This window comes from Polynucleobacter sp. (assembly GCF_040400325.1).
Classification (GTDB): Bacteria; Pseudomonadota; Gammaproteobacteria; order Burkholderiales; family Burkholderiaceae; genus Polynucleobacter.
This window is the reverse complement of record NZ_JBBAQK010000005.1, coordinates 71,707-93,286: the sequence shown is the minus strand read 5'-3', so window position 1 is coordinate 93,286 and position 21,580 is coordinate 71,707. Positions and strand designations below refer to the sequence as shown.

The 21,580-nt window shown below is 44.2% G+C and carries 24 protein-coding genes; 16 read left to right on the top strand and 8 right to left on the bottom strand.

Annotated features, from left to right (window positions below):
- Positions 1-4: 4 nt before the first annotated feature.
- The 3 genes from mraZ to bioB form a co-directional block, all read right to left on the bottom strand.
- Positions 5-433 carry a division/cell wall cluster transcriptional repressor MraZ gene (gene mraZ, locus ABWP14_RS05760; protein ID WP_353202022.1) on the bottom strand — a complete coding sequence of 143 codons (429 nt, stop codon included), beginning with the start codon at positions 431-433 and terminating at the stop codon, positions 5-7.
- 299 nt (positions 434-732) lie between these two features.
- Positions 733-1,362 (bottom strand): 2-polyprenyl-3-methyl-6-methoxy-1,4-benzoquinone monooxygenase, encoded by a 630-nt coding sequence (coq7, locus tag ABWP14_RS05755; RefSeq protein ID WP_353202021.1) that lies wholly within the window; start codon positions 1,360-1,362, stop codon positions 733-735.
- 12 nt (positions 1,363-1,374) lie between these two features.
- Positions 1,375-2,412 (bottom strand): biotin synthase BioB, encoded by a 1,038-nt coding sequence (gene bioB / locus ABWP14_RS05750; RefSeq protein ID WP_353202020.1) that lies wholly within the window; start codon positions 2,410-2,412, stop codon positions 1,375-1,377.
- 89 nt (positions 2,413-2,501) lie between these two features.
- Here bioB and bioA point away from each other — a divergent pair, with 89 nt between their 5' ends.
- The 4 genes from bioA to ABWP14_RS05730 are packed head-to-tail and all read left to right on the top strand — an operon-like array spanning position 2,502 to position 7,049.
- Positions 2,502-3,848, top strand: coding sequence for an adenosylmethionine--8-amino-7-oxononanoate transaminase (gene bioA / locus ABWP14_RS05745; protein ID WP_353202019.1), 1,347 nt, complete (start codon positions 2,502-2,504; stop codon positions 3,846-3,848).
- A complete protein-coding gene (locus tag ABWP14_RS05740; protein WP_353202018.1) occupies positions 3,845-5,077 on the top strand; it encodes an 8-amino-7-oxononanoate synthase in 1,233 nt (410 codons plus the stop codon). Before bioA ends, ABWP14_RS05740 begins: the two co-directional genes overlap by 4 nt.
- Positions 5,074-5,793: a dethiobiotin synthase gene (bioD, locus tag ABWP14_RS05735; protein WP_353202017.1), complete on the top strand. Its 720-nt coding sequence runs from the start codon at positions 5,074-5,076 to the stop codon at positions 5,791-5,793. Before ABWP14_RS05740 ends, bioD begins: the two co-directional genes overlap by 4 nt.
- 59 nt (positions 5,794-5,852) lie before the next feature.
- Positions 5,853-7,049 carry a M20 aminoacylase family protein gene (locus tag ABWP14_RS05730; RefSeq protein WP_353202016.1) on the top strand — a complete coding sequence of 399 codons (1,197 nt, stop codon included), beginning with the start codon at positions 5,853-5,855 and terminating at the stop codon, positions 7,047-7,049.
- Here the strand turns inward: ABWP14_RS05730 and ABWP14_RS05725 are convergent.
- The 3 genes from ABWP14_RS05725 to apaG form a co-directional block, all read right to left on the bottom strand.
- Entirely contained in the window at positions 7,046-7,822 is a 777-nt protein-coding gene (locus tag ABWP14_RS05725; protein WP_353202015.1) for an enoyl-CoA hydratase, read from the bottom strand. The two genes, ABWP14_RS05730 and ABWP14_RS05725, sit on opposite strands and share 4 nt — an antisense overlap.
- Positions 7,823-7,847: 25 nt before the next feature.
- The gene (gene mltA, locus ABWP14_RS05720) at positions 7,848-8,948 is read right to left on the bottom strand and encodes a murein transglycosylase A (RefSeq protein WP_353202014.1); all 1,101 of its coding nucleotides are present in this window, start codon (positions 8,946-8,948) and stop codon (positions 7,848-7,850) included.
- Between the two features lie 165 nt (positions 8,949-9,113).
- Positions 9,114-9,488 (bottom strand): Co2+/Mg2+ efflux facilitator ApaG/CorD, encoded by a 375-nt coding sequence (apaG, locus tag ABWP14_RS05715; protein ID WP_028819232.1) that lies wholly within the window; start codon positions 9,486-9,488, stop codon positions 9,114-9,116.
- 49 nt (positions 9,489-9,537) lie between these two features.
- On the opposite strand from apaG, the gene rpe reads away from it, so the two are divergent.
- From rpe to trpC, 5 genes are read left to right on the top strand one after another with little or no spacing between them, the layout of a single operon-like run.
- Entirely contained in the window at positions 9,538-10,263 is a 726-nt protein-coding gene (rpe, locus tag ABWP14_RS05710) for a ribulose-phosphate 3-epimerase (protein ID WP_353202013.1), read from the top strand.
- Positions 10,263-11,768, top strand: coding sequence for an anthranilate synthase component I (gene trpE / locus ABWP14_RS05705; protein WP_353202012.1), 1,506 nt, complete (start codon positions 10,263-10,265; stop codon positions 11,766-11,768). Before rpe ends, trpE begins: the two co-directional genes overlap by 1 nt.
- Positions 11,752-12,318, top strand: a complete 567-nt coding sequence (locus tag ABWP14_RS05700) for an anthranilate synthase component II (RefSeq protein ID WP_353202011.1) — start codon at positions 11,752-11,754, stop codon at positions 12,316-12,318. Before trpE ends, ABWP14_RS05700 begins: the two co-directional genes overlap by 17 nt.
- Positions 12,319-12,334: 16 nt before the next feature.
- Positions 12,335-13,360: an anthranilate phosphoribosyltransferase gene (gene trpD / locus ABWP14_RS05695; protein ID WP_353202010.1), complete on the top strand. Its 1,026-nt coding sequence runs from the start codon at positions 12,335-12,337 to the stop codon at positions 13,358-13,360.
- 6 nt (positions 13,361-13,366) lie between these two features.
- Positions 13,367-14,170, top strand: coding sequence for an indole-3-glycerol phosphate synthase TrpC (gene trpC / locus ABWP14_RS05690; RefSeq protein ID WP_353202009.1), 804 nt, complete (start codon positions 13,367-13,369; stop codon positions 14,168-14,170).
- On the opposite strand, the gene ABWP14_RS05685 is transcribed toward trpC, so the two are convergent.
- The gene (locus ABWP14_RS05685; RefSeq protein ID WP_353202008.1) at positions 14,151-14,723 is read right to left on the bottom strand and encodes a hypothetical protein; all 573 of its coding nucleotides are present in this window, start codon (positions 14,721-14,723) and stop codon (positions 14,151-14,153) included. The two genes, trpC and ABWP14_RS05685, sit on opposite strands and share 20 nt — an antisense overlap.
- Positions 14,724-14,849: 126 nt before the next feature.
- Between ABWP14_RS05685 and ABWP14_RS05680 the strand changes: the two genes are divergently transcribed.
- Positions 14,850-15,197 carry a hypothetical protein gene (locus tag ABWP14_RS05680; RefSeq protein ID WP_353202007.1) on the top strand — a complete coding sequence of 116 codons (348 nt, stop codon included), beginning with the start codon at positions 14,850-14,852 and terminating at the stop codon, positions 15,195-15,197.
- A gap of 86 nt (positions 15,198-15,283) precedes the next feature.
- Here the strand turns inward: ABWP14_RS05680 and ychF are convergent, their stop codons facing one another.
- On the bottom strand, positions 15,284-16,378 hold the full coding sequence (gene ychF / locus ABWP14_RS05675) for a redox-regulated ATPase YchF (RefSeq protein ID WP_353202006.1): 1,095 nt from the start codon (positions 16,376-16,378) through the stop codon (positions 15,284-15,286).
- 40 nt (positions 16,379-16,418) lie between these two features.
- On the opposite strand from ychF, the gene ABWP14_RS05670 reads away from it, so the two are divergent.
- The 6 genes from ABWP14_RS05670 (at position 16,419) to ABWP14_RS05645 (ending at position 21,575) form a co-directional block, all read left to right on the top strand.
- Entirely contained in the window at positions 16,419-17,693 is a 1,275-nt protein-coding gene (locus ABWP14_RS05670) for an FAD-dependent monooxygenase (RefSeq protein ID WP_353202005.1), read from the top strand.
- A complete protein-coding gene (locus tag ABWP14_RS05665) occupies positions 17,686-18,402 on the top strand; it encodes a DsbC family protein (RefSeq protein ID WP_353202004.1) in 717 nt (238 codons plus the stop codon). Before ABWP14_RS05670 ends, ABWP14_RS05665 begins: the two co-directional genes overlap by 8 nt.
- Before the next feature lie 5 nt (positions 18,403-18,407).
- A complete protein-coding gene (locus tag ABWP14_RS05660) occupies positions 18,408-20,186 on the top strand; it encodes a M61 family metallopeptidase (RefSeq protein WP_353202003.1) in 1,779 nt (592 codons plus the stop codon).
- A gap of 8 nt (positions 20,187-20,194) precedes the next feature.
- The gene (locus tag ABWP14_RS05655) at positions 20,195-20,956 is read left to right on the top strand and encodes a uracil-DNA glycosylase (RefSeq protein ID WP_353202002.1); all 762 of its coding nucleotides are present in this window, start codon (positions 20,195-20,197) and stop codon (positions 20,954-20,956) included.
- An 80-nt stretch (positions 20,957-21,036) separates the two neighbouring features.
- On the top strand, positions 21,037-21,252 hold the full coding sequence (locus tag ABWP14_RS05650) for an antitoxin MazE family protein (RefSeq protein WP_353202001.1): 216 nt from the start codon (positions 21,037-21,039) through the stop codon (positions 21,250-21,252).
- Positions 21,249-21,575 (top strand): type II toxin-antitoxin system PemK/MazF family toxin, encoded by a 327-nt coding sequence (locus ABWP14_RS05645; RefSeq protein WP_353202000.1) that lies wholly within the window; start codon positions 21,249-21,251, stop codon positions 21,573-21,575. The genes ABWP14_RS05650 and ABWP14_RS05645 overlap by 4 nt, the downstream gene beginning before the upstream one ends.
- The last annotated feature ends 5 nt before the right edge of the window (positions 21,576-21,580 follow it).

Here is a 21,580-nt window from a genome sequence, read left to right as displayed (position 1 = left end):
GTCATCAAAAATTAAATTGCTTGAGTGCTTCAGGCATGCCTTGCGCAATCGCAGCCTGTTCTTTTGCAGCGTATGTTGCTGCATCCCACAACTCCAGGTGACTACCCATACCGAGCAAGATGACTTCTTTTTCAATATCAGCAGAAGCACGTAATTCTGGACTCACCAAAATGCGGCCAGCACCATCCAGATCGAGATCTACTGCATTGCCAAGAAAAATTCTGCGCCACCAATGTGCATCCATTGGCAATTGCGCAACTCTAGATCTAAAAGTCTCCCACTCTGGTCTTGGAAATAGTAGAAGGCAGCCATCTGGGTGCTTTGTGAGCGTAATTCGACCCTCACCCTGTACCAATAAGGCGTCACGATGCTTTGCCGGAACCGACATTCGTCCTTTTGCATCTAAATTGAGAGCTGACGCACCTTGAAACACCATTTACCCCACTTTTTCACACTTCCTCCCACTTTAGAGGATCGTCATAAGAGGGTCAAGTGTTTTTGGGTATTTTTTAAGGAATTTCTCTAGTGTTTACAAACACTTAGCGAGATATGTTCATAAAATGGTGATAATAAAATAGCTACTTGAAACAATGGTTTGGAAAATATACTTAAGAATAGGTCTTAGCTCTAAGGCTAGATAATACCCAAATATACTGTATTAAAAAACAGTATTCTTAATAAAAATATATCAAAAAAATTAATCAGAATTGATTTTTAAATATCAATGTGGATTTAAATTTTGTATGCGGTTGTTGTCATCACCTTTGACATCATTTGCATCATCTTTTGAATGGGCTCCGGCAATACTGCTCCACCACTTTGAATGGCAGCCTGTCCGTGCTCAATTTCATCGATGCGCATTTGATCCACAATCGCTCGTGAACGATAGTCTTCTGGCGGCAGTTTTTCAAGATGACTCTCTAAGTGATTCTCAACTTGCTTTTCTGTTTCTGCAACAAAACCTAAGCTCCACTTATCACCCGCTAAGCCAGCGGCCAGGCCGATCGCAAAGGATCCAGCATACCAAATTGGATTGAGATAACTAGTATGAGAACCCAGCTCTTGCAGACGCGTTTCACACCATGCAAGATGATCCATTTCCTCTTGTCCAGAATGATTCAACATCTCCTTAATTTGTGGATCTCGAGCCACTAATTTTTGAGATTGATAAAGTGCTTGAGCACAAACTTCGCCCACATGATTCACACGCATTAATCCAGCCGCATGCTTGCGTTCTTGAGCATCTAAAACCGTTTTTGAAGCAGCCTCAGATCCAGGGGTAGGGCGCTGAGAATTCGCTCCACCAGCAACACATCGGAGTGCGTTATCGAACTCAATAATGAGGTGATCTATTGGGGACATATACTGATTGAATTAGATTAAAACCTCAGCTTTTGAGCTTTGTTTAGTCTTTAAACCAAGCTCAGCTAGGAGAGCACGGTCTTGTTCTGACTCGGGATTCCCGGTAGTGAGTAGTTGCTCACCATAGAAAATAGAGTTAGCGCCGGCGAGGAAGCACATCGCTTGAACCGCCCTTCCCAACTCTTGGCGACCAGCTGATAAACGCACCCTTGCCCGTGGCATCGTAATTCGAGCCACAGCAATCGTCCTAACAAATTCGAAGGGGTCCAAGGGCTTTTGATCGGCCAAAGGAGTGCCAGCAACTGGTACCAAATGATTAATGGGTACTGACTCAGGGTAAGGGCTTAAATTAGCCAAACGCGCTAAGAATGCAGCGCGTTGTTCACGAGATTCACCCATACCTACTATTCCACCGCAGCATACGGACATACCGGCTGCACGAACATGTGAAATCGTGTCTAAACGATCTTGATAGCCACGCGTGGAAATCACAGAGCGATAAAAATCTTCACTGGTATCTAGATTGTGGTTATAAAAATCTAGACCTGCCTCTTGTAAAGCCTGGGCTTGATCAGCTTCTAGCATGCCAAGAGTAGCGCAGGTCTCCAGCCCTAAAGCCTTTACCCCTTTGATCATCGCCGCCACTTTCTCAATATCACGATCCTTAGGTTCGCGCCAGGCGGCACCCATGCAAAAACGGTTTGAGCCGGCGGCTTTAGCGGCTTTAGCGGCTTCCAAAACCTCTTCAAGGCCCATCAACTTCTCAGCCTTAACATCGGTGTCATAACGAGCTGCTTGAGGGCAGTAAGCACAGTCCTCTGGACAGCCACCTGTCTTAATCGACAAGAGGGTAGCCAATTCCACATCACCCTCGGGAAAGTAAGTCTTATGAGTTTCTTGTGCCTTAAGCATTAAGTCGTTAAAGGGCAAATTAAACAAAGCCTTTATCTGGGCAACTGACCATGACCCAGATGCGTCAACCTCTTTACGCAAATCCGCCTGGGATTTGATTAGGGTGATGGGTTTTTCTACGGTTTGGGTGTCCAGCATGGGTAAATTCCAGAAAATAGATCGATACAAGACATAAACATAACAGATACAGCTCAAGTTTAGGAAAAACTAGTGGTCAAATACCAGACATGAAGCTTATTTCCGATCTAAATCAAAGATCCCTGGTAGATCGCAGTTTGGCTGCCGTCTGGCATCCCTGTACCCAAATGAAGCAGCATGAATCTTTTCCCCTCATAGCGATCAGCAAAGGAAAGGGAGCCTGGCTTTACGATGAAAAGGGCAATCCCTTGCTCGATTGCATCAGCTCTTGGTGGACAAATTTATTCGGTCACGCCAATCCACAGATTAACCAAGCAATTACCGCTCAATTAGAAAAAATTGAGCACGTCATGCTCGCAGGTTTTACACACGCTCCAGTAGTCGAATTATCAGAAAAATTATCTGCCCTTACCAATGGAAATTTAGGTCACGTTTTTTACGCCTCTGATGGTGCTTCTGCGGTAGAGATTGCGCTCAAGATGAGTCACCACTACTGGCAACTTCAAGCTAAGGCTCAAAAGAAAAAATTTGTTTGCCTTGAAAATGGCTATCATGGCGAAACTCTAGGCGCACTGGCGGTAACTGATGTTGCCATTTTTCGTAAAGCGTATGGCTCGCTATTGCAAGAGGTATTTACAGCTCCCTCTCCAGACTCACGCAAAGCAAAATCTGGGGAAAGTGCAGATGATGTTGCAAGATATGCAGCGCAAGAGCTTGAGAAACTTTTTAAAAAAGAGCATCAGCATATTGCAGCTATCATCATTGAACCACTCGTGCAATGTGCTGGGCAAATGGCGATGTATTCACCCGAATATCTTCGGCTAGTGAAAGCCTTGTGCGATCGTTATGAGATCCATTTGATTGCAGATGAAATTGCTGTGGGATGCGGTCGAAGTGGTACTTTTTTTGCCTGTGAGCAAGCACAAATCTGGCCGGATTTCTTAACCCTTTCTAAAGGGATTAGTGGCGGCTATCTTCCACTCTCTTTATGCTTAACAACAAAGCGCATCTATCAAACTTTTTATAGCGATCAAACTCAGCAGGGATTCTTGCACTCCCACTCATACACAGGTAACCCACTTGCGTGTTCTGCTGCTCTTGCTTGTTTGGAAATATTTGAAAATGAAAACGTACTACAAAAAAATATGTTACGTGCGCAAGATTTAGCTAATGCTTTTGCTTGGGCAAAATCAGATTCAAGAATTGAACATTGGCGTCAGCAAGGCATGATTTTGGCATTTGACATCAAACAAGACTGCATCAAAAACCTCGCCACTTTCCCGCGCGAAATGTTTTCTCAATGCATTGATGAGGGTCTGCTGATTCGACCAATTGGTAATACTGTCTATGTGATGCCGCCTTATATTTTGTCTGCCGAAGAAACATCGCAGATGGGCAAAGCGGTAGAACGTGCCTTAGACAAGGTATTGTCATGACAAAATTATTTAATGCTTTGAGTATGGCTGAAACCCAAATCGCCGAACTCGATTTGCAATTATTAAAGCGTCAGTTGCGCACTAATCATTTGGCGTGTGATACAAGAACAAGCGTAGATAACCGTGAACTCAAAGCATTTTGTAGCAATGACTATCTTGGATTAGCCAATCATCCTGCACTCATAGAGGCTCTTGCTGAGGGAGCAAAACGTTATGGTGTTGGTAGCGGAGCCTCTCATCTCATCAGTGGCCACAGTATTGCTCATGAATTACTAGAAAAAAAATTAGCCTCTTTTCAAAGTCGCCACATCCCCCAAGCTCGAGCATTATTTTTAAGCACTGGTTACCTTGCTAACCTTACAGCAATCACTGGCCTTGTAAGGCTGGCATCGTCAGGTCAAGCAAGTATTTATTCAGCAAAACTCAATCATGCTTCCTTGATCGATGGTGTTCGTTTAGCCGGCGCGCAAAACAAGGCATCTGTGACATTGTTTGATCATACGCAGCCCGATACTCTCAGAGAGTTATTTAAGAGTGATCAAAAACCATTCAAACTAATCGTCACTGACGGTGTTTTTAGTATGGATGGCGATCTAGCACCAGTCAAAGCATTACTTCAGATTGCTGAAGAATTCGATGCCCTTTTATTGGTTGATGATGCTCATGGGTTTGGAGTGTTAGGAAAACAAGGTCATGGAATCTTGGAGCAAGAAAACTTGGTCTCTGAGCGCATTGTCTATATTGGCACTTTAGGTAAAGCGGCTGGAGTCAGTGGAGCCTTCATTTGTGCACATGATTCTTTTATCGAATGGCTGATTCAAAAAGGTCGGCCCTACATTTACAGTACCGCTAGCCCACCTGCCATTGCCTATGCACTCTTAACCAGTCTTGAAATCATTGCAAGTGAAGAAGGCCAACAACGACGCGCTCATTTAAATCAATTAATTGAAGTTTGGCAAAAGGAAATGATTTTTTCTAGCTGGCAAAAATGTTCCTCAAGCACGCCCATACAGCCAGTCATCTTAGGTAGCAATGCAAATGCTCTTTTAGCTGCAAAGCTTTTAGATCATGCTGGATATTGGATTCCTGCAATACGGCCTCCTACTGTGCCTAAGGAAAGTGCGCGTTTACGTGTTACCTTTTCTGCAAATCACAGTCTTGATGATTTACGCCAGCTGATTGTTCAGCTCAAACAGATAGAGCAAGAAACGATGGTGCAAGCATTATGAGTAAGCCTGCTGGTTTTTTTATTACCGGTACTGATACTGAGATTGGAAAAACTTTAGTAGCAGGGGCTTTAATCCAAAAATTTCGTGAGCAAGGGATTAATGCGCTGGGTTTTAAACCAGTGGCGGCCGGCACCTATCAAGACCAGCAGGGAAATATCCTGAATGAGGATGTAGAAACTCTGCGAATTGCGGCAAACCTAGGGCATGACCAGAAGATTCCATCGCCCTACGTTTTTGAAATGCCAATAGCGCCTCATCTGGCAGCTGAAAAATTGGGTACACGTCTTGATCTCAGCATTATGTTAGATGCCTTTGAAAAAGTTAGTAGCCAAACAAATTGCATCATCGTTGAAGGGGCTGGCGGATTTTTAATTCCGCTCAACGAGACTGAAAATCTTAGTGATCTCGTACAAAAGTTAAAACTACCAGTCATCATGGTTGTTGGAATGCGATTAGGCTGCATTAATCACGCATTGTTAACTTATGAAGCGATGACCTCGCGTCAATTAAAAGTGGCTGGTTGGGTTGCAAATAGCCTTTCATCTGAAATGCCTTTCTTGCAAGAAAACATCAAGACCCTGCAAACTAAAATACAAGCTCCATTTCTAGGGTCAATACCACCTTTACCAATAGACCTACAAAAATCAGATCACAGCCCCTACTCAATTGAAGCTTTGCAATTTGCTGCACAGCACCTAAGCTTACCCAATCGCTAAAACCCCCAATAGAAGGGGCTTAAGGTACGTGTTCATCAACTTTCGGATAAGATGAAGGCATGCATTTACTACCAGAAATCATCAATTCAGCTAAATCTATTCAAGATATTCGTCGCAATATTCATGCTCATCCCGAGTTGCGTTTTGAAGAAAATCGTACTGCTGACCTAGTAGCTGAAGCACTCTCAAGCTGGGGAATTTCGGTCTATCGCGGCATGGGAAAAACTGGCGTGGTAGGTCGACTAGATGGTGATTTAGGTCCGGGCAAGATGATCGGATTACGCGCAGATATGGATGCCCTTCCTCTGCAAGAACATAATAACTTTGAGCATACCTCTCGCAATCCAGGAAAGATGCACGCCTGTGGACATGATGGTCACACGGCCATGCTTCTTGGAGCAGCTCAATATTTATCAAACCATCGAGACTTCAAAGGTACCGTCATCTTTATCTTTCAGCCTGCCGAAGAAGGTGGAGCTGGTGCTAAGGAAATGATTCAGGATGGCCTTTTCAAAGAGTTTCCATGTGATGCCGTATTTGGTCTGCATAACTGGCCCGGATTAGCAGAAGGTCATTTTGGTGTTACCTCAGGTCCGATGATGGCTTCTAGCAATGCTTTTGAAATCACCATTAAAGGCAAAGGTGGTCATGCCGCCTTACCTCACAACAGCTCAGATCCTCTGCTGACTGGAGTACAAGTAGTACAGGCACTGCAAAGCATCATTACACGCAATAAGCGCCCCGTAGATGCAGCTGTCTTATCGATTACCCAATTTCATGCGGGCGAAACCAGCAACGTGATTCCTGATAGCGCCTTCATTGGTGGTACGGTAAGAACCTTTACCTTAGAAGTGTTGGACCTCATTGAAGCACGTCTACGAGAAATTTCTCACGGCGTCGCTAGTGCATTTGATTGTCAAGCAGAAATTGTATTCAAGCGAAGTTATCCGCCCTTGATCAACCATGAGAAAGAGGTAGCTTTTGCTGCTGAGGTGATGGGGGAAGTAGTTGGCCCGCAAAACGTTGATACTTCGATTGACCCCACAATGGGCGCTGAAGATTTTGCATTCTTTTTATTAGAAAAACCTGGCTGCTACGTCTTCCTAGGAAATGGTGATGGTGATCACCGCTCTGTCGGTCATGGCATGGGGCCATGTCATCTTCATAATCCTTCTTATGACTTCAATGATGCTTTGATCCCCGTTGGCGTAAGCTATTGGGTAAAGCTTGCTCAGCGCTATTTAGAAAAGAATTAAGAGTTAGTAAATTTGGCTGGGCGTTTTTCCACAAACGCTGCCATGCCTTCTTTTTGATCATCGGTTGCAAAGCATGCATGAAACAAACGACGTTCAAAATGAATTCCTTCCGAAAGCGTTGTTTCATAAGCTGTATTGATTGCCTCTTTCACCATCATCGCAGTGAGCAAGGGCATATCTGCAATCCCTTTCGCAATTGCTTTCACTTCTTTTAATAAATCCGCTTGAGGGAATATGCGCGCCACTAAACCAGCGCGCTCAGCTTCTGCAGCGTCCATCATGCGTCCAGTCAAAGCGAGATCCATCGCTTTTGCTTTTGATACAGCGCGGGGTAAACGCTGTGTGCCGCCAGCCCCGGGAATAATTCCCAGCTTTACTTCAGGCTGAGCAAACTTTGCATTGTCAGCAGCCATAATCGTGTCGCACATCATAGCCAACTCACAACCACCACCCAATGCATAACCAGAGACTGCTGCGATTACGGGCTTACGAACTTTCTTCATCTCTTCCCAATTGCGAGAAATGAAGTCCTCACGATAGACATCTTTAAAACTATATTTGGCCATCGAAGTGATATCTGCACCAGCAGCAAATGCTTTCTCACTACCAGTGATAATGATGCAGCCGATTTTGTCATCGGCATCAAAGCCTAATAAGGCAGCACCTAACTCATCCATCAGCTCATCATTTAGAGCATTAAGTACCTCAGGACGATTGAGGGTGATAGTGGCAACTTTGCCATCAACTGCAGTCAAAATAGTTTTGTAGCTCATGGTTCTCTTTCTAAGATGTACTCAATTAGCGTGGTAGCAATACCCACATCTTGCCATTTTGTTTCATGCGCCCAGCCAACTCTCCAGCGGCATCCCCTGAACCCCAATAGTAGTCTGCTCTAACGCCTCCGACAATCGCTTTGCCAGTATCTTGTGCCATGACTAATTTTTGTAAGGGTTGATTACTTAAGGGTCTAGTCGTTGCCAAAAATACGGGCGCTCCTAGTGGCATTGCTTGTAAATCGATAGCAATACTGCGCTCGGTCGTTAATGGGACATTTAATGCCCCTGTAGGCCCAAGGTCTGCACTAACATTTCCAGGGAGTTCTTTAAAAAATACAAAGCGTGGATTTGCATTGAGCATGTCGTTAACCCGATCGGGGTTACGTTTGGCCCATTTTGAAATTCCCTGCATTGTTGCTTCACTTCGATTAATTTCTTTTTTATCCAGTAACCATTGCGCAAATGACTTGAAGGGTTGTTCATTGTTCCCGGCATAGCCTAGGCGCATTACACGACCATCTTGTAGGCGAATTTTTCCTGAGCCTTGAATTTGCATAAATGCTGCAGCTACTGGATCTTGAACCCAAGCAATCTCAGAACCTTTCAAGATTCCCGAACTCATCAACTCAGCTCGGCTCGGGCCAGGGTTAGGCCTTGTTTGGCGCCATACATTGGGATAAGCATATAAAGGCACGTTGTAAAGACTAGTCCGAGTTTGTGAACCATTCATCACTGGTTCGTAATATCCAGTAATGAGTCCTGTTTCACTGCCGGCACTATTGCGAATTTCGAAAGGCTGAAAGTTGCTTTCAAAATATCGACGGATAGCTTGAGCATCACTTACAGAAACACTTACGGCTTGCGAACAAACCTGTCGCCAATTGAGCTCACTATTTCGCATACGCAAGGCTTCACAACTCTTTAACCAAGCAGGCCATGCTTGAGATAAATCATCCTCTTGCCATCCTGGGAGAGCCTGCCAAGAGACTGCGCTAAAACTCGCAATAGGAGAGCTGTAATTTGAGGGAACCGTGACAGGGCCTGAACGATATCCCGCTCCACGAGTAGGAGGGCTTGAGCAGCCAGCCATCAAACTCCCAATCAAGATAGCGGATACACTCATTACTAAAGACCGTTGTAAGACAAGATTTGTTAATTTAAATGGTGAAAACATGATTGCCAATTTACTCGATCAGTACCCCATGTTGCTCTTTGTTGCTGAGGGCGCTATTGCATTGGGACTTTTGCTGTTTATCGTCCTCTGGACTGGTAAAGGCAAAAAATAGGCCTAGTGAAGTGTGCGAGGCATCACCAGAGCAAACTCTGGGATCGGAGCCTGGAAAAACTGCGCCTCTTCAGTCACACAAAAATACTCCCCACGCATTGTGCCTGCAGGAGTAGGTAAAGTAGCCCAACTGGTGTACTCAAATTGCTCCCCTGTGCGCAATAGAGGTTGCTGCCCAACCACTCCCAAACCACGAACTTCCTGGACCTCATTATCCCCGTCAGTAATAAACCAATGACGGGCTATTAACTGAATGCTGGCAGTCCCAGTATTACGAATAGTGACCGTATAGGCAAAGGCAAACTGGCGGTTATCTGGGTCAGATTGCTCTGGCAGGTACTGGGTTTTAACCGTAATACTGATTTCGTGGGGGTTCATGCACGAATTCTGCTCTATCCTGAGGCCAACTGCAAGCTAGAATCTAGGAATGGAAAGCCAAAAATCACCATCCCAAAGCCAATTTGTCATTGCCCCCTCTATTTTGTCGGCTGACTTTGCCTGCCTAGGCAAAGAAGTTCAAGATGTTTTGCTAGCAGGCGCTGATTGGATTCACTTTGATGTCATGGACAACCACTATGTACCGAACCTCACCATTGGGCCTCTAGTCTGTGAGGCTATTCGTCCACATGCTGTAAAAAATGGCAAGCTAGCAGTGATTGATGTTCACCTCATGATCGAACCCGTGGATCGTATTGTTCCGGATTTTGCAAAAGCTGGCGCTAACCTAATCAGCTTTCATCCAGAGGCAAGTCCTCACGTTAACCGTACACTCAATTTGATTCGAGACCAAGGCTGTCAGTCAGGATTGGTTTTTAATCCAGCGACTCCTTTAGATCATCTTGACCATACTCTAGATCTCCTTGACCTAGTCTTACTAATGTCAGTAAACCCGGGATTTGGTGGTCAATCTTTTATAGCAAGCACCCTCAATAAAATTGCACAAGTGCGTGCACGCTTAGACCAGTATCAAGCCGATACTGGTCGTCATATACGGCTTGAAGTAGATGGTGGAATTAAGGTTGACAACATTGCACAGATTGCAAAAGCAGGTGCCGATACTTTTGTTGCAGGCTCAGCCATTTTTGGACAAGACAATTACGCCTCCGTCATTGAAATAATGCGCACAGAATTGGGAAAGTCGAGTAGAGCCTGATGCAGCGTGAAGAATTTAACGCCCTCGGGAAGCAGGGCTTCAATCGCATTCCATTAGTAAAAGAAGTGCTTGCGGATCTTGAAACCCCTTTATCGCTCTACGTCAAACTTACTCAAGCCTTTGGTAAAACCAATACTTATCTTCTTGAATCTGTTTTAGGTGGAGAACGTTTTGGGCGCTTCTCTTTTATTGGCTTACCAGCTAAGACTATCCTTAAAACTGTTGGTACACCTTCTGCGCCTGTAAATGAAGTAATAAGGGATGGCAAGGTAGTAGAAAGCAATACCGATAACCCACTCGACTTTATTGATGCTTATTTCAAGCGCTTTAGGGTTGCTCTTCCGCCAGGCTTGCCACGCTTTTGTGGTGGTCTTGCTGGTTATTTTGGCTATGACACAGTCCGATATATTGAAGCGCGTCTTGCCAAACATTCATTGCCAGACGAATTAGGAGTACCTGATATTCAGCTGATGTTAACGGAAGATTTGGCAGTGATTGATAACGTCGCGGGCAAAATCTATTTGATAGTGTATGCAGACCCAAGTCAGCCAGAAAGTTTTGACAGCGCTCATGAGCGCTTAAAAGAATTACTTACCTGTCTTAATAAGCCTGTTAGCATGCCTGCATCGCTACCGAGTAAGAAGACTGAGTTGATCCGCAAATTTAAAGTGGAAGATTTTGAAAACGCTGTACGTAGAACAAAAGAATATATTTTGGCTGGCGACTGCATGCAAGTGGTGATTGGTCAGCGAATCAGCAAACCATTTACAGATTCACCATTGGCGCTTTATAGGGCCTTGCGCTCCCTCAATCCATCGCCTTATATGTATTTTTATGATTTTGGAGATATGCAAATTGTTGGGTCTTCTCCAGAAATTTTGGTACGCCAAGAGCAGCGTGATGCAGAAAAAATTGTTACGATTCGACCATTAGCTGGAACTCGTCCACGCGGAGCCAATCCTACTGAGGATGAACGGCTTGCTAAAGAACTCTTAGCTGACCCTAAGGAAATCGCCGAGCACGTCATGTTGATTGATTTAGCGCGTAATGATGTTGGGCGTATTGCTAAAACTGGCTCGGTGAAGGTCACGGACTCCATGTCGATTGAAAAATACTCCCATGTTCAACATATCGTGAGCTCAGTAGAAGGTCATCTGCTGGACAATATGAGTAATATGGATGTACTACGCGCCACCTTTCCAGCGGGCACTCTATCAGGAGCGCCTAAAATTCGTGCAATGGAAATCATTGATGAAATGGAAATTATCAAACGCGGAGTTTATGGTGGAGCAGTTGGCTACCTCTCTTTCTCAGGTGACATGGACGTGGCGATTGCTATTCGCACTGGCGTCATTCGTGATGGCATGCTGCACTCCCAAGCGGGCGCTGGTGTAGTAGCCGACTCTGACCCTACAGCAGAATGGAAAGAGACTGAAGCTAAAGCACGTGCTGTCCTTACTGCGGCTGATTTAGTACAAGGAGGACTCGATGCTTCTGATGATTGATAACTACGATTCTTTTACGTACAACTTAGTCCAATATTTTGCAGAGCTAGGCGAGGATGTCAAAGTATTTAGGAATGATGAAATTGCCGTTGAAGAAATTGCAAAAATCAACCCTGCACGTATTTGCATCTCTCCTGGACCTTGTAGCCCAGCAGAAGCTGGTATTTCTGTTGAAACTATTAAACGCTATGCCGGACAAATTCCGATTCTCGGAGTTTGTCTTGGACACCAGGCAATTGGCGAAGCATTTGGTGGCAACATCATTCGCGCGCAAAAAGTCATGCATGGTAAGACAGATGACATTCATCATACCGGGGCGGGTGTTTTTAAGAACTTACCTAACCCCTTTAAAGTGACTCGCTATCACTCTCTCGCGATTGAAAAGAGCTCATTACCTACGGTACTGGAAGTGACAGCCACTTCTTCTGACGGCGAGATTATGGGTGTACGCCATCGTGAGCTTGCGGTGGAAGGCGTGCAGTTTCACCCAGAGTCGATTCTGTCTGAGCATGGTCATGCTCTACTCAAAAATTTTTTACAAATTAAATAATTCATCTAGAGCTTATATGTCGATTACTCCTCAAGAAGCCCTCCAACGTTGTATTGAGCACCGTGAACTGTCTCATGATGAAATGACAGCTATGATGCGACTCATCATGAGCGGTGAAATGTCACCAGAACTAGTAGCTGGCTTCCTAGTAGCGCTTCGCACAAAAAAAGAAACGGTTGGCGAAATTGCTGCTGCTGCTCAAGTGATGCGCGAATTTGCAACTTCTGTTCACGTGGAGGATCATGCTCATTTGGTAGATGTAGTGGGTACCGGTGGTGATGGCGCTCATACTTTTAATATTTCAACAGCAGCGATGTTTGTAGCCGCCAGTGCGGGCGCTAAAATTGCGAAACATGGAAACCGCAGTGTTAGCAGTAAATCGGGCAGTGCCGATGTACTAGAGGCTCTAGGCGTCAATCTTGCCCTCTCGGCTGAACAAGTAGCTCAATGTATTTCTGCAGTGGGTGCTGGCTTTATGTTCGCACCCAACCATCATCCGGCCATGAAAAATGTTGCTCCCATTCGCAAACAATTGGGTGTGCGCACTATTTTCAATATCTTGGGACCCCTTACCAACCCCGCTGATGCAAAGCGCATCTTAATGGGGGTATTTAATGCAGATTTAGTTGGAATACAAGCGCGGGTATTACAGGCCTTAGGAATGGAGCATGCTTTAGTGGTCTATGGCTGTGATGGTTTAGATGAAATCTCCCTAGAAGGTCCAACACTCGTTGGCGAGCTTAAAGATGGTGTCGTACGTGAATATGAAATCCACCCCAAAGACTTTGGGCTCAATACCGCCCTCACAAGCAGCTTCAAAGTAGCCAATGCGGAGGAGTCCAAAAAAATTGTTTTGGATGTACTTAATAATGAGCCCGGGGCAGCTGGCGACATCGTTTGCCTCAATGCTGGCGCCACGCTTTATGTAGCTGGCGTTGCGAAAGATATTACAAGTGGTATTGCTATGGCTAAAACTGCAATAAGCTCAGGCGCCGCTCGCCAAAAACTCGATGCGTTTGTCGCTGCAACCCAATCTAAATAAGTATTTATGAGTGATATCCTCGAAAAAATTGTTGCGACTAAAAAGATTGAGATTGCTAATATCTCCAAGCAAATTTCATTGGGAAATCAGCGCGAAATAGCTCTAGAAAATAATCAAAGCCCTGTTTTAAAGCCCCGTGGTTTCATTAAATCCATTCAACAAAAAATTGCCTCTGGCCAAGCGGGCGTTATTACTGAAATCAAAAAGGCGAGCCCTAGTAAAGGCGTCTTGCGAGAAAACTTTAATCCCGCAGAAATTGCTCGCTCTTATGAAAAGTATGGTGCGGCAGGTTTATCAGTACTAACGGATGTAGATTATTTCCAAGGATGCAATGCTTATCTACAAGAGGCCCGCGCAGCTTGCACTATTCCCGTACTCCGCAAAGACTTTACCATCGACCCTTACCAAGTCTATGAAGCTCGTGCTATTGGCGCAGATGCCATTTTGCTAATTGTTGCCTGCTTAGAGCTCAATCAAATGAAAGAGCTTGAAGCGTGCGCTCACGAATTAGGTTTAGATGTTCTAGTAGAAGTACACAACGCACCTGAACTAGAACAAGCGCTTGAATTAAAAACGCCTTTACTAGGAATCAATAATCGTAATCTCAAAACTTTTGAAGTCACCCTGCAGACAACGCTATCGCTCATGTCCATGGTTCCCAAGAATAAAACTTTGGTAACAGAGTCAGGCATTCTGAGTCGCTCTGATGTTCAACTGATGCGCTCAAAGCAAGTAAATGCATTTTTGGTTGGTGAAGCATTTATGCGGGCAAGCGATCCAGGGCTAGCTCTTAGCGAGCTATTTTCCTAGTATTCCTTAAAAGCTGAATGCCGTATTTAAAGATGGCAATCAACAATAGTGAGCCCAAGATATCTCCAAGCAGCATCACGAGAAAGTGATTTATCGTTCCAGTATCCTCAAGCCCCATGATCGAGAACCACCACTGGTGAAGGCCAGCGCTCAATAAGGCAAAAAGCAAAATACACATCATCAGTTTTTGGAGACTGAGGTTACTTAGATCGGGCTCCAATTGAATATTATTCAAAACGAAGATTCTGGCTAAATAAGGTGCAAATCCTGAAATTAAAGCAATGCCAATACATGCCACTAAATCTTGAGAAAAGACTCCGTAGTAACTCAGTAAGAAGGAGGAAAAACCAATCCCTAAAGCCCCGGGGAGCCCAAAGATCAAGATCAGAAATAATCTCAAGCCAGCGGGTAGATAAATCCAATGAACCCCTAAGCCATACATTAATTCAGTGGTTAACCAATCATTGAGATAAAACAAGATTAAGTACAAAACCGAGCTGAGTGCAAACTCAAAGAGCCAGCCAGCAAAATTGGAAGAGAGCACTTTTAGCATTGTTCATGAGTATGGTTTATTTTTTCAAACTTGCATACAAGTTCCATACAAGTGCGCCTAAGGGCTAATACGGATATACTAATAAAAATTACAAGTTTCCTAATTCAATTCAGTAATCCCCACACCATGCTAACCAATAAAACTTCTTATCTGCGCTTTCTCAATTTACTGGATGCTATCGACCGCATGAATCCCGGTAAAAAGCTCGATCGTACAGAGGAAAGCTTGCTCGATAAAATTGTGCTCGCTTCATTCGCTAAAAAAACAATCTTAGTAGGGGATTTAATTTCACTCTCTGAACTAGGCTCCCAAGCTACCTTGCATGGCCGCTTGAAAAATCTTAATGCAATGGGTTATATCAAAATGGCTGCTAATGCTGATGGACGGAAAAAAGAAGTGGTGCCAACAAAGCTAGCTTTTAAACGTTATGAAGAAATTTCTAAATGCTTAGAGAAAGCAGCGAAAGCCGGTTAAGAAGCTGCTACTTTATTACAATTTGCTATGTAATAAAAAGCCCTCATGAGAGGGCTTTTTTGCTTCTAAAGTAATGAATATTTTATTTAAACATTAAATAAGAAGTTCAATACATCTCCATCTTTCACGACATACTCTTTGCCTTCAGCCCGCATCTTGCCGGCCTCTTTAGCGCCTGACTCGCCCTTAAAACGAATGAAGTCATCATAAGAAATGGTTTGGGCGCGAATAAATCCACGCTCGAAATCCGTATGAATCACCCCAGCTGCCTGAGGAGCTGTATCACCTTGGTGAATAGTCCAAGCCCTTACCTCTTTTACGCCAGCTGTGAAATAAGTATGAAGACCAAGTAAAGAATAGCCCGCTCTGATGACACGATCCAAGCCTGGCTCTTCCATGCCAAGATCAGCCAAAAATTCAATTTTGTCAGCATCATCTAAATCGGCAATTTCAGCTTCAATCGCTGCACATACGGCAACTACCGGTGCATTTTCTTTTGCAGCATGTTGCTTTACTGCCTCTAAATGAGGGTTATTAGTAAAGCCGTCTTCTTTCACATTAGCAACATACATTGCAGGCTTTGCAGTAATTAAGCACAGTGGCTGAATGACTAGTTTCTCTTCTGCTGTGAGCGGCAAACTCCGTACCGGTTGAGCAGTATCTAAATGCGCCTGAACTTTAGTCAGCACAGCTACCAAAGCAGCAGCTTCTTTATCATTACCAGACTTTGCAGCCTTAGTTGAGCGATTTAATGTCTTTTCAACAGTGGCTAAATCGGATAGAGCCAGCTCTGTATCAATCACTCCGATATCAGCAATTGGATCGATTTTTCCGGCAACGTGGATGACGTTTGGATCCTCAAAACAACGGACGACATGGGTAATAGCATCGGTTTCGCGAATAGTGGCTAAAAATTGATTGCCTAGACCCTCCCCTTTAGAGGCGCCTGCTACTAAACCTGCAATATCGACGAACTCGACTGCGGCCGGCAGAATGCGCTCAGGCTTCACAATTTCAGCCAGTGCAGCTAAGCGGGAGTCAGGAACCTCAACAATGCCCACATTAGGCTCAATCGTGCAGAAAGGATAGTTTTCCGCTGCGATCCCAGCCTTGGTAAGCGCATTAAAGAGGGTAGATTTGCCGACATTAGGCAGGCCGACGATGCCACATTTTAAAGACATGGGCTTATTGTAAAGGGGCTGGATTCGATATCATGGAGTTATGTCAGAAGTTCACCCAAAAATCTCCACTAAATCCCCTCCACATCCCATTAAAGTTCGCACCGTAGACGTTGCCGTTATTGGAGGAGGGATTGTTGGCAAAGCTTGCGCCTTAGGATTAGCGCAGCTTGGCCTAAATACTATTGAAATCGCTCCCGATTTGGGGCAAACCGTACCAAGCCCAGAAGGAGATCAATGGGGTCAACGGGTTTACGCTTTTTCGCTCAGCACACAAAAATTATTAGCCTATCTACAAATTTGGGATGCCCTAGATCATTCCCGCATTCAAGTTTTAAGGGATATGCGGATTTATGGAGATCGGGGCGAAAAGAATGATCAACTCCACCTATCGGCATTCGAAGCGGGTACACCTCAATTAGCATGGATTGGCGAATCCAATCTGGTTGAACATATTCTTGATCAAGCATCTCGTTTTCAAAATAAATTAGAGCGCTTAACTGATGTTGTCGAAAAAATAGATACTGATCACGAGGGTGTCACGCTTAATTTAAAAAATGGAGATGTCATTCAAGCGCAACTGGTAATTGCAGCCGATGGCGCAAACTCACCTATCCGCAGTGAATTGGGAATTAGCACCAGCGAAGAAAGTTATTCTCAAAGCGCTGTAGTGGCCAATTGGACATGCACCTATCCTCACCTTGAAACTGCTTTTCAGTGGTTTTTACCAGGCGGTGACATCATTGCGATGCTGCCCCTGCCAAACAAACAAGTATCAATGGTTTGGTCAACTTCTCCAGAAAATGCATCTGTACTTTTGAAGCTTGACCAAAATGGATGGTCCGATCTTTTAAGCACTGTCGCCAATGCTGCTATTGGCAAACAATTGGGTGAGCTCACCCTGAATTCAGCGCCTGCAGCTTTCCCATTAAGAAAAATTCGGGCGAGTCGATTTATTGGTCCAGAATCTTCTCCAAAGATTGCCCTGATTGGTGATGCTGCCCACGTGATGCATCCGCTAGCCGGACAGGGCTTAAATTTAGGCCTTCGTGATGTGGCCGTTTTACTCAATATTCTTGGTAAGCGTGAGTCCTTTCGCTCAGTGAGTGACCCAGTTCTATTGCGTCGTTATGAACGCCAGCGCCAAGGAGACACTACTGCGCTACTGTGGGTCACCGATAAACTGAAAAGATTATTTTCTGCAAGCAGCAATCCAGAGCGTCAACTCCGCAATTGGGGTCTTGGGTTAGTTAACAGAAGTCACTTTATGAAACAACGCCTCATTGAGCGCGCCTTAGGGGATATTGATTTTGAATAAAATTTTTTTTAGTGGCCTATTCGTCCTTAGCGCTCTTTTTTGCATCGGCACCGCTCATGCACAAGCAGAACAACAACTCAAGACTGAGCTCCAGAAGAAATTAGGTAGTAACGCCAAAGTACGCAGCGTTTCTCCGTCTCCTGTCGCAGGTCTATATGAAGTGTTAGTTGGTAATGATGTCTTCTATTCAGACAGTACCGGAAAATATCTGATCCAAGGAGAAATCATTGAGCTGGCCACAGGTAAAAATATTACCGAACAAAGGCAAGCCGATATAAATCGGATTAAGTGGGCTGACCTCACAACAGCAAATGCGATCAAAACAGTCCGCGGGAATGGTAGCCGACAACTAGCAGTATTTTCTGATCCGAATTGTGGCTACTGTAAGCGTCTTGACAAGTCATTACAGCAGCTAGATAACGTCACCATCTACACCTATCTGATTCCTATTTTGTCGGCAGACTCAGCTCTCAAATCAAAACAAATATGGTGCTCTAGTGATCCTTATAAGACCTATATAGATTGGATGGTTAATGGGCTTACTCCTAGCGGTAAGAGTGATTGCACCACCCCACTAGATAAAAATTTGGCTTTTGCAAAGTCTTATGGCATCACTGGTACACCGACCCTTTTCTTTACTGATGGCAGTCGTTTTCCTGGTGCGGTTCAGATTGCGGACATTGAAAAGAAATTTAGCTCACTTAAATAAACATCATGAGTCACTCAGATCTTCCTGCAATTCAATACACCATATGGCCAGCTGACCTGCATGGCCATCGCTTTCGGGTCAAGCTGCACATTACCAATCCAGACCCCAATGGTCAAATATTAGAAATGCCAGCATGGATTCCAGGCAGCTATCTGATTCGAGATTTCAGTAAACATATTGAATCTATTCAGGCATATACGACTGGGGAAAATATCAAACCTGTTTCTTTAGATCGAATTGATAACGACCGCTGGCGCCTACCTCAGAACTGTGCTGCCGTAGACATTATCACTACAGTCTATGCCTTTGATTCCTCAGTTCGAGCAGCCTATCTCGATACTGAGCGAGCATTCTTTAATGCTAGTAGCTTATGTCTAGCAGTAAAAGGGCAAGAGCATTTGCCGTGTTCTCTTGCCATTGTTGCACCAGAAGTAGCGTCTGCCGATCACTGGTCAGTGCAAACTAGCATGAGGTCAGCAAAAACTGATTCACAAGGTTTTGGTTTCTATCTAGCGAAAGATTACGAGGACTTACTTGATCATCCAGTTGCTATGGGTGAATTTCAAATAGTGCAGTTGAAATCTAATGGGATACCTCATCGCATGGTGATTCAAGGCTGCGTGAACTCGATAGATTCAGTAAAACTAGCAGATGATCTACAAGCAATTTGTACCTCTACGATTAATCTATTTGAACCTCAATCCAAAAAGGCGCCGTTTAATCACTACCTATTCTTAGTCAATGCGGTACTCAATGGCTATGGCGGTCTTGAACACCGTAATAGCACTGCTTTACTATGTCGCCGTGATCAGATTCCTCAAAGCGGGATACTTTATGAAGAAAGTATTTATAGGGAGTTTTTAGGCTTATGCAGTCATGAGTATTTTCATGCATGGTTGGTAAAGCGCATCCAACCGAAAGCATTCCAACCTTACCAACTTGACCGCAGAAATCATACTCGCCTGCTCTGGCTATTTGAGGGCTTCACCAGCTACTATGATGATCTTCAGCTGTTTCGTAGCAAACGGATAGACCTCAAAACGTATTTGAAATTAGTTGCCGATAACTGGAATGGAATTTTGCGTGGCCCAGGACGGCAGAAACAAAGTCTTGCAGATAGCTCGTTTGATGCTTGGAATAAGTATTACCAGGCTGATGAAAATACCCCAAATGCAGTAGTGAGCTACTACGGTAAGGGTGCCTTACTTGCATTAGGGCTAGATCTACAAATTAGAGCTTTTTCTAAAAATCAGAAGTCTTTAGATGACCTGATGCGACTCATTTGGAAAAGGCATGGTGTCACTATGGAGGGCCTTGCTGAGGATAGTCTAGATATTCTGCTCTCCGATCTTTTGGGAAGCGATTTTACAAAAACTTGGCATGAAATAAAGCGCAAGTATATATTTGGCACTGAAGATATACCCATTCAAAAATGGATTGCCTCAAAATATATCTCAGTTCAACTAAAACCAGTATCCAAGCTTGAAAAGCTAAAGCTTCAATTTGGTATGCGTTATAGCGATGCTAATGGCTGGCTCAAAGTGACCCATGTTTTAGATGGAGGAATTGCCCAAGCAGCTGGGCTATCAGCGGGTGATTTATTGGCTAGCATCAATGGTCAACGCATCACTAGCGCACGCTGGGATAAGGTTCTTGCTGGACTTTCAGAAAATCAAAATATCAGCATTTGCTTTTATCGGGATGATTTGATGCATGAGCGCTTGGCTCTACTGAAAGCCACTACGCCTACTCAATATGAGCTCAGCAGTACAAAAAACACCTAATTGATTTGATGTATTCTTTTTCTGAAGTTGACATTCCAAAAGACTGGCGAGAGCTGCTAGGCGATTATTTTGAATCTAGAGAGTGGGTAGCATTAAAAGATAATCTGCAAGCGCTGTTGATCCAAGAACCTCAAATGATTGGGCCCAAGCCCGAGTTTTTTTTCAAAGCCTTGCAATTAACGACCGTTGATCAAGTCAAGGTTGTTATTTTGGGCCAGGACCCCTATCACTCACCAGGACTTGCTCAAGGACTGGCATTTTCAATCCCTGCGGATATTCCAATCAATTCGCGTGCATTCCCAAGCTCACTCCGCAATATTGGCAAAGCGCTTGCTCTTGAACAGTTTGGTCATCTTCCTAATGGTGATTTACTGCCTTGGGCTAAACAAGGCGTGCTACTCCTAAATACCGCCTTGAGTGTGAAATTAGGTGAGGCAGGGAGTCATGCCAATCTTGGATGGAAGAGTTTGATTGATCAATTAATTTGTGCCTTAGCTCAACACAAGCCGAATTTGGTTTGGATGCTTTGGGGTGGTCATGCACAATCCAAATTACCTCTGATAGCCAATGCTTCTGAACAGCTCATTTTGCAATCGTCCCACCCTTCAGGACTGGGTGTCTATAAAACTGACCGGCCTTTCTTAGAGCCTGGTGATCAGAAAAGCTGTGGTCATTTTGTTAAGACCAATGAGTGGCTAGTGCAACACGGTGAGACCCCCATTCAATGGATAGAAAATTTCGCCAACTCCCATCAAATAGACCTTGTTTAATCTGGGCATTTAAATAATGCTGATGTAAAAGCAAGGTTTTCGTTAAAATGTTACCTGTAACATCGCTAGGGAAATAAAAAATGTCATCCAATACAGCTAAAAGGGTTCAAAAGCATCGTCTTGCCCTGCGCGCATCTGGACTAAAGCCTGTTCAAATTTGGGTTCCAGATACTCGAATAGCAGGTTTTATAGAAGAATGTCGCCTTCAATCCGCTTTAGCTGCGAAATCTGACCGAGAAGACCATGAACTGATGACCTTTTTGGATCTTGCCTTGTCTGATTTACAGGGCGTATGAAGCGCGGCTCAATTGTGACTATTGCTCTTCAGGGAGATTTTGGAAAACCAAGGCCTGCATTAGTTCTTCAATCGGATGTCTTTAATGACATACATGAAACTATTACGGTTGCATTAATTTCTAGCAGATTAATTCAGGGGCCAATATTTCGTCTTGATATTGCTCCAAGCAAATTGAATGGTCTATCAAAAGATAGTCAAATTCAAATGGATAAAATCATGAGCATCAAAAAAGAAAAGATTGGTTCGGTTATCGGGAAAATAGAAGAGCCCCTATTGGTTCGAGTGAACCGAGCCTTGGCACTTTGGCTTGGATTGGTATAGCTATA

Bases quoted from the DNA above. Each gene is read 5' to 3' on its own strand.
- coq7 (WP_353202021.1), bottom strand. From the start codon at position 1,362: ATGTCCCCAATAGATCACCTCATTATTGAGTTCGATAACGCACTCCGA.
- bioB (WP_353202020.1), bottom strand. From the start codon at position 2,412: ATGCTGGACACCCAAACCGTAGAAAAACCCATCACCCTAATCAAATCC.
- bioA (WP_353202019.1), top strand. From the start codon at position 2,502: ATGAAGCTTATTTCCGATCTAAATCAAAGATCCCTGGTAGATCGCAGT.
- ABWP14_RS05740 (WP_353202018.1), top strand. From the start codon at position 3,845: ATGACAAAATTATTTAATGCTTTGAGTATGGCTGAAACCCAAATCGCC.
- bioD (WP_353202017.1), top strand. From the start codon at position 5,074: ATGAGTAAGCCTGCTGGTTTTTTTATTACCGGTACTGATACTGAGATT.
- ABWP14_RS05730 (WP_353202016.1), top strand. From the start codon at position 5,853: ATGCATTTACTACCAGAAATCATCAATTCAGCTAAATCTATTCAAGAT.
- ABWP14_RS05725 (WP_353202015.1), bottom strand. From the start codon at position 7,822: ATGAGCTACAAAACTATTTTGACTGCAGTTGATGGCAAAGTTGCCACT.
- mltA (WP_353202014.1), bottom strand. From the start codon at position 8,948: ATGAGTGTATCCGCTATCTTGATTGGGAGTTTGATGGCTGGCTGCTCA.
- apaG (WP_028819232.1), bottom strand. From the start codon at position 9,488: ATGAACCCCCACGAAATCAGTATTACGGTTAAAACCCAGTACCTGCCA.
- rpe (WP_353202013.1), top strand. From the start codon at position 9,538: ATGGAAAGCCAAAAATCACCATCCCAAAGCCAATTTGTCATTGCCCCC.
- trpE (WP_353202012.1), top strand. From the start codon at position 10,263: ATGCAGCGTGAAGAATTTAACGCCCTCGGGAAGCAGGGCTTCAATCGC.
- ABWP14_RS05700 (WP_353202011.1), top strand. From the start codon at position 11,752: ATGCTTCTGATGATTGATAACTACGATTCTTTTACGTACAACTTAGTC.
- trpD (WP_353202010.1), top strand. From the start codon at position 12,335: ATGTCGATTACTCCTCAAGAAGCCCTCCAACGTTGTATTGAGCACCGT.
- trpC (WP_353202009.1), top strand. From the start codon at position 13,367: ATGAGTGATATCCTCGAAAAAATTGTTGCGACTAAAAAGATTGAGATT.
- ABWP14_RS05685 (WP_353202008.1), bottom strand. From the start codon at position 14,723: ATGCTAAAAGTGCTCTCTTCCAATTTTGCTGGCTGGCTCTTTGAGTTT.
- ABWP14_RS05680 (WP_353202007.1), top strand. From the start codon at position 14,850: ATGCTAACCAATAAAACTTCTTATCTGCGCTTTCTCAATTTACTGGAT.
- ychF (WP_353202006.1), bottom strand. From the start codon at position 16,378: ATGTCTTTAAAATGTGGCATCGTCGGCCTGCCTAATGTCGGCAAATCT.
- ABWP14_RS05670 (WP_353202005.1), top strand. From the start codon at position 16,419: ATGTCAGAAGTTCACCCAAAAATCTCCACTAAATCCCCTCCACATCCC.
- ABWP14_RS05660 (WP_353202003.1), top strand. From the start codon at position 18,408: ATGAGTCACTCAGATCTTCCTGCAATTCAATACACCATATGGCCAGCT.
- ABWP14_RS05655 (WP_353202002.1), top strand. From the start codon at position 20,195: ATGTATTCTTTTTCTGAAGTTGACATTCCAAAAGACTGGCGAGAGCTG.
- ABWP14_RS05650 (WP_353202001.1), top strand. From the start codon at position 21,037: ATGTCATCCAATACAGCTAAAAGGGTTCAAAAGCATCGTCTTGCCCTG.
- ABWP14_RS05645 (WP_353202000.1), top strand. From the start codon at position 21,249: ATGAAGCGCGGCTCAATTGTGACTATTGCTCTTCAGGGAGATTTTGGA.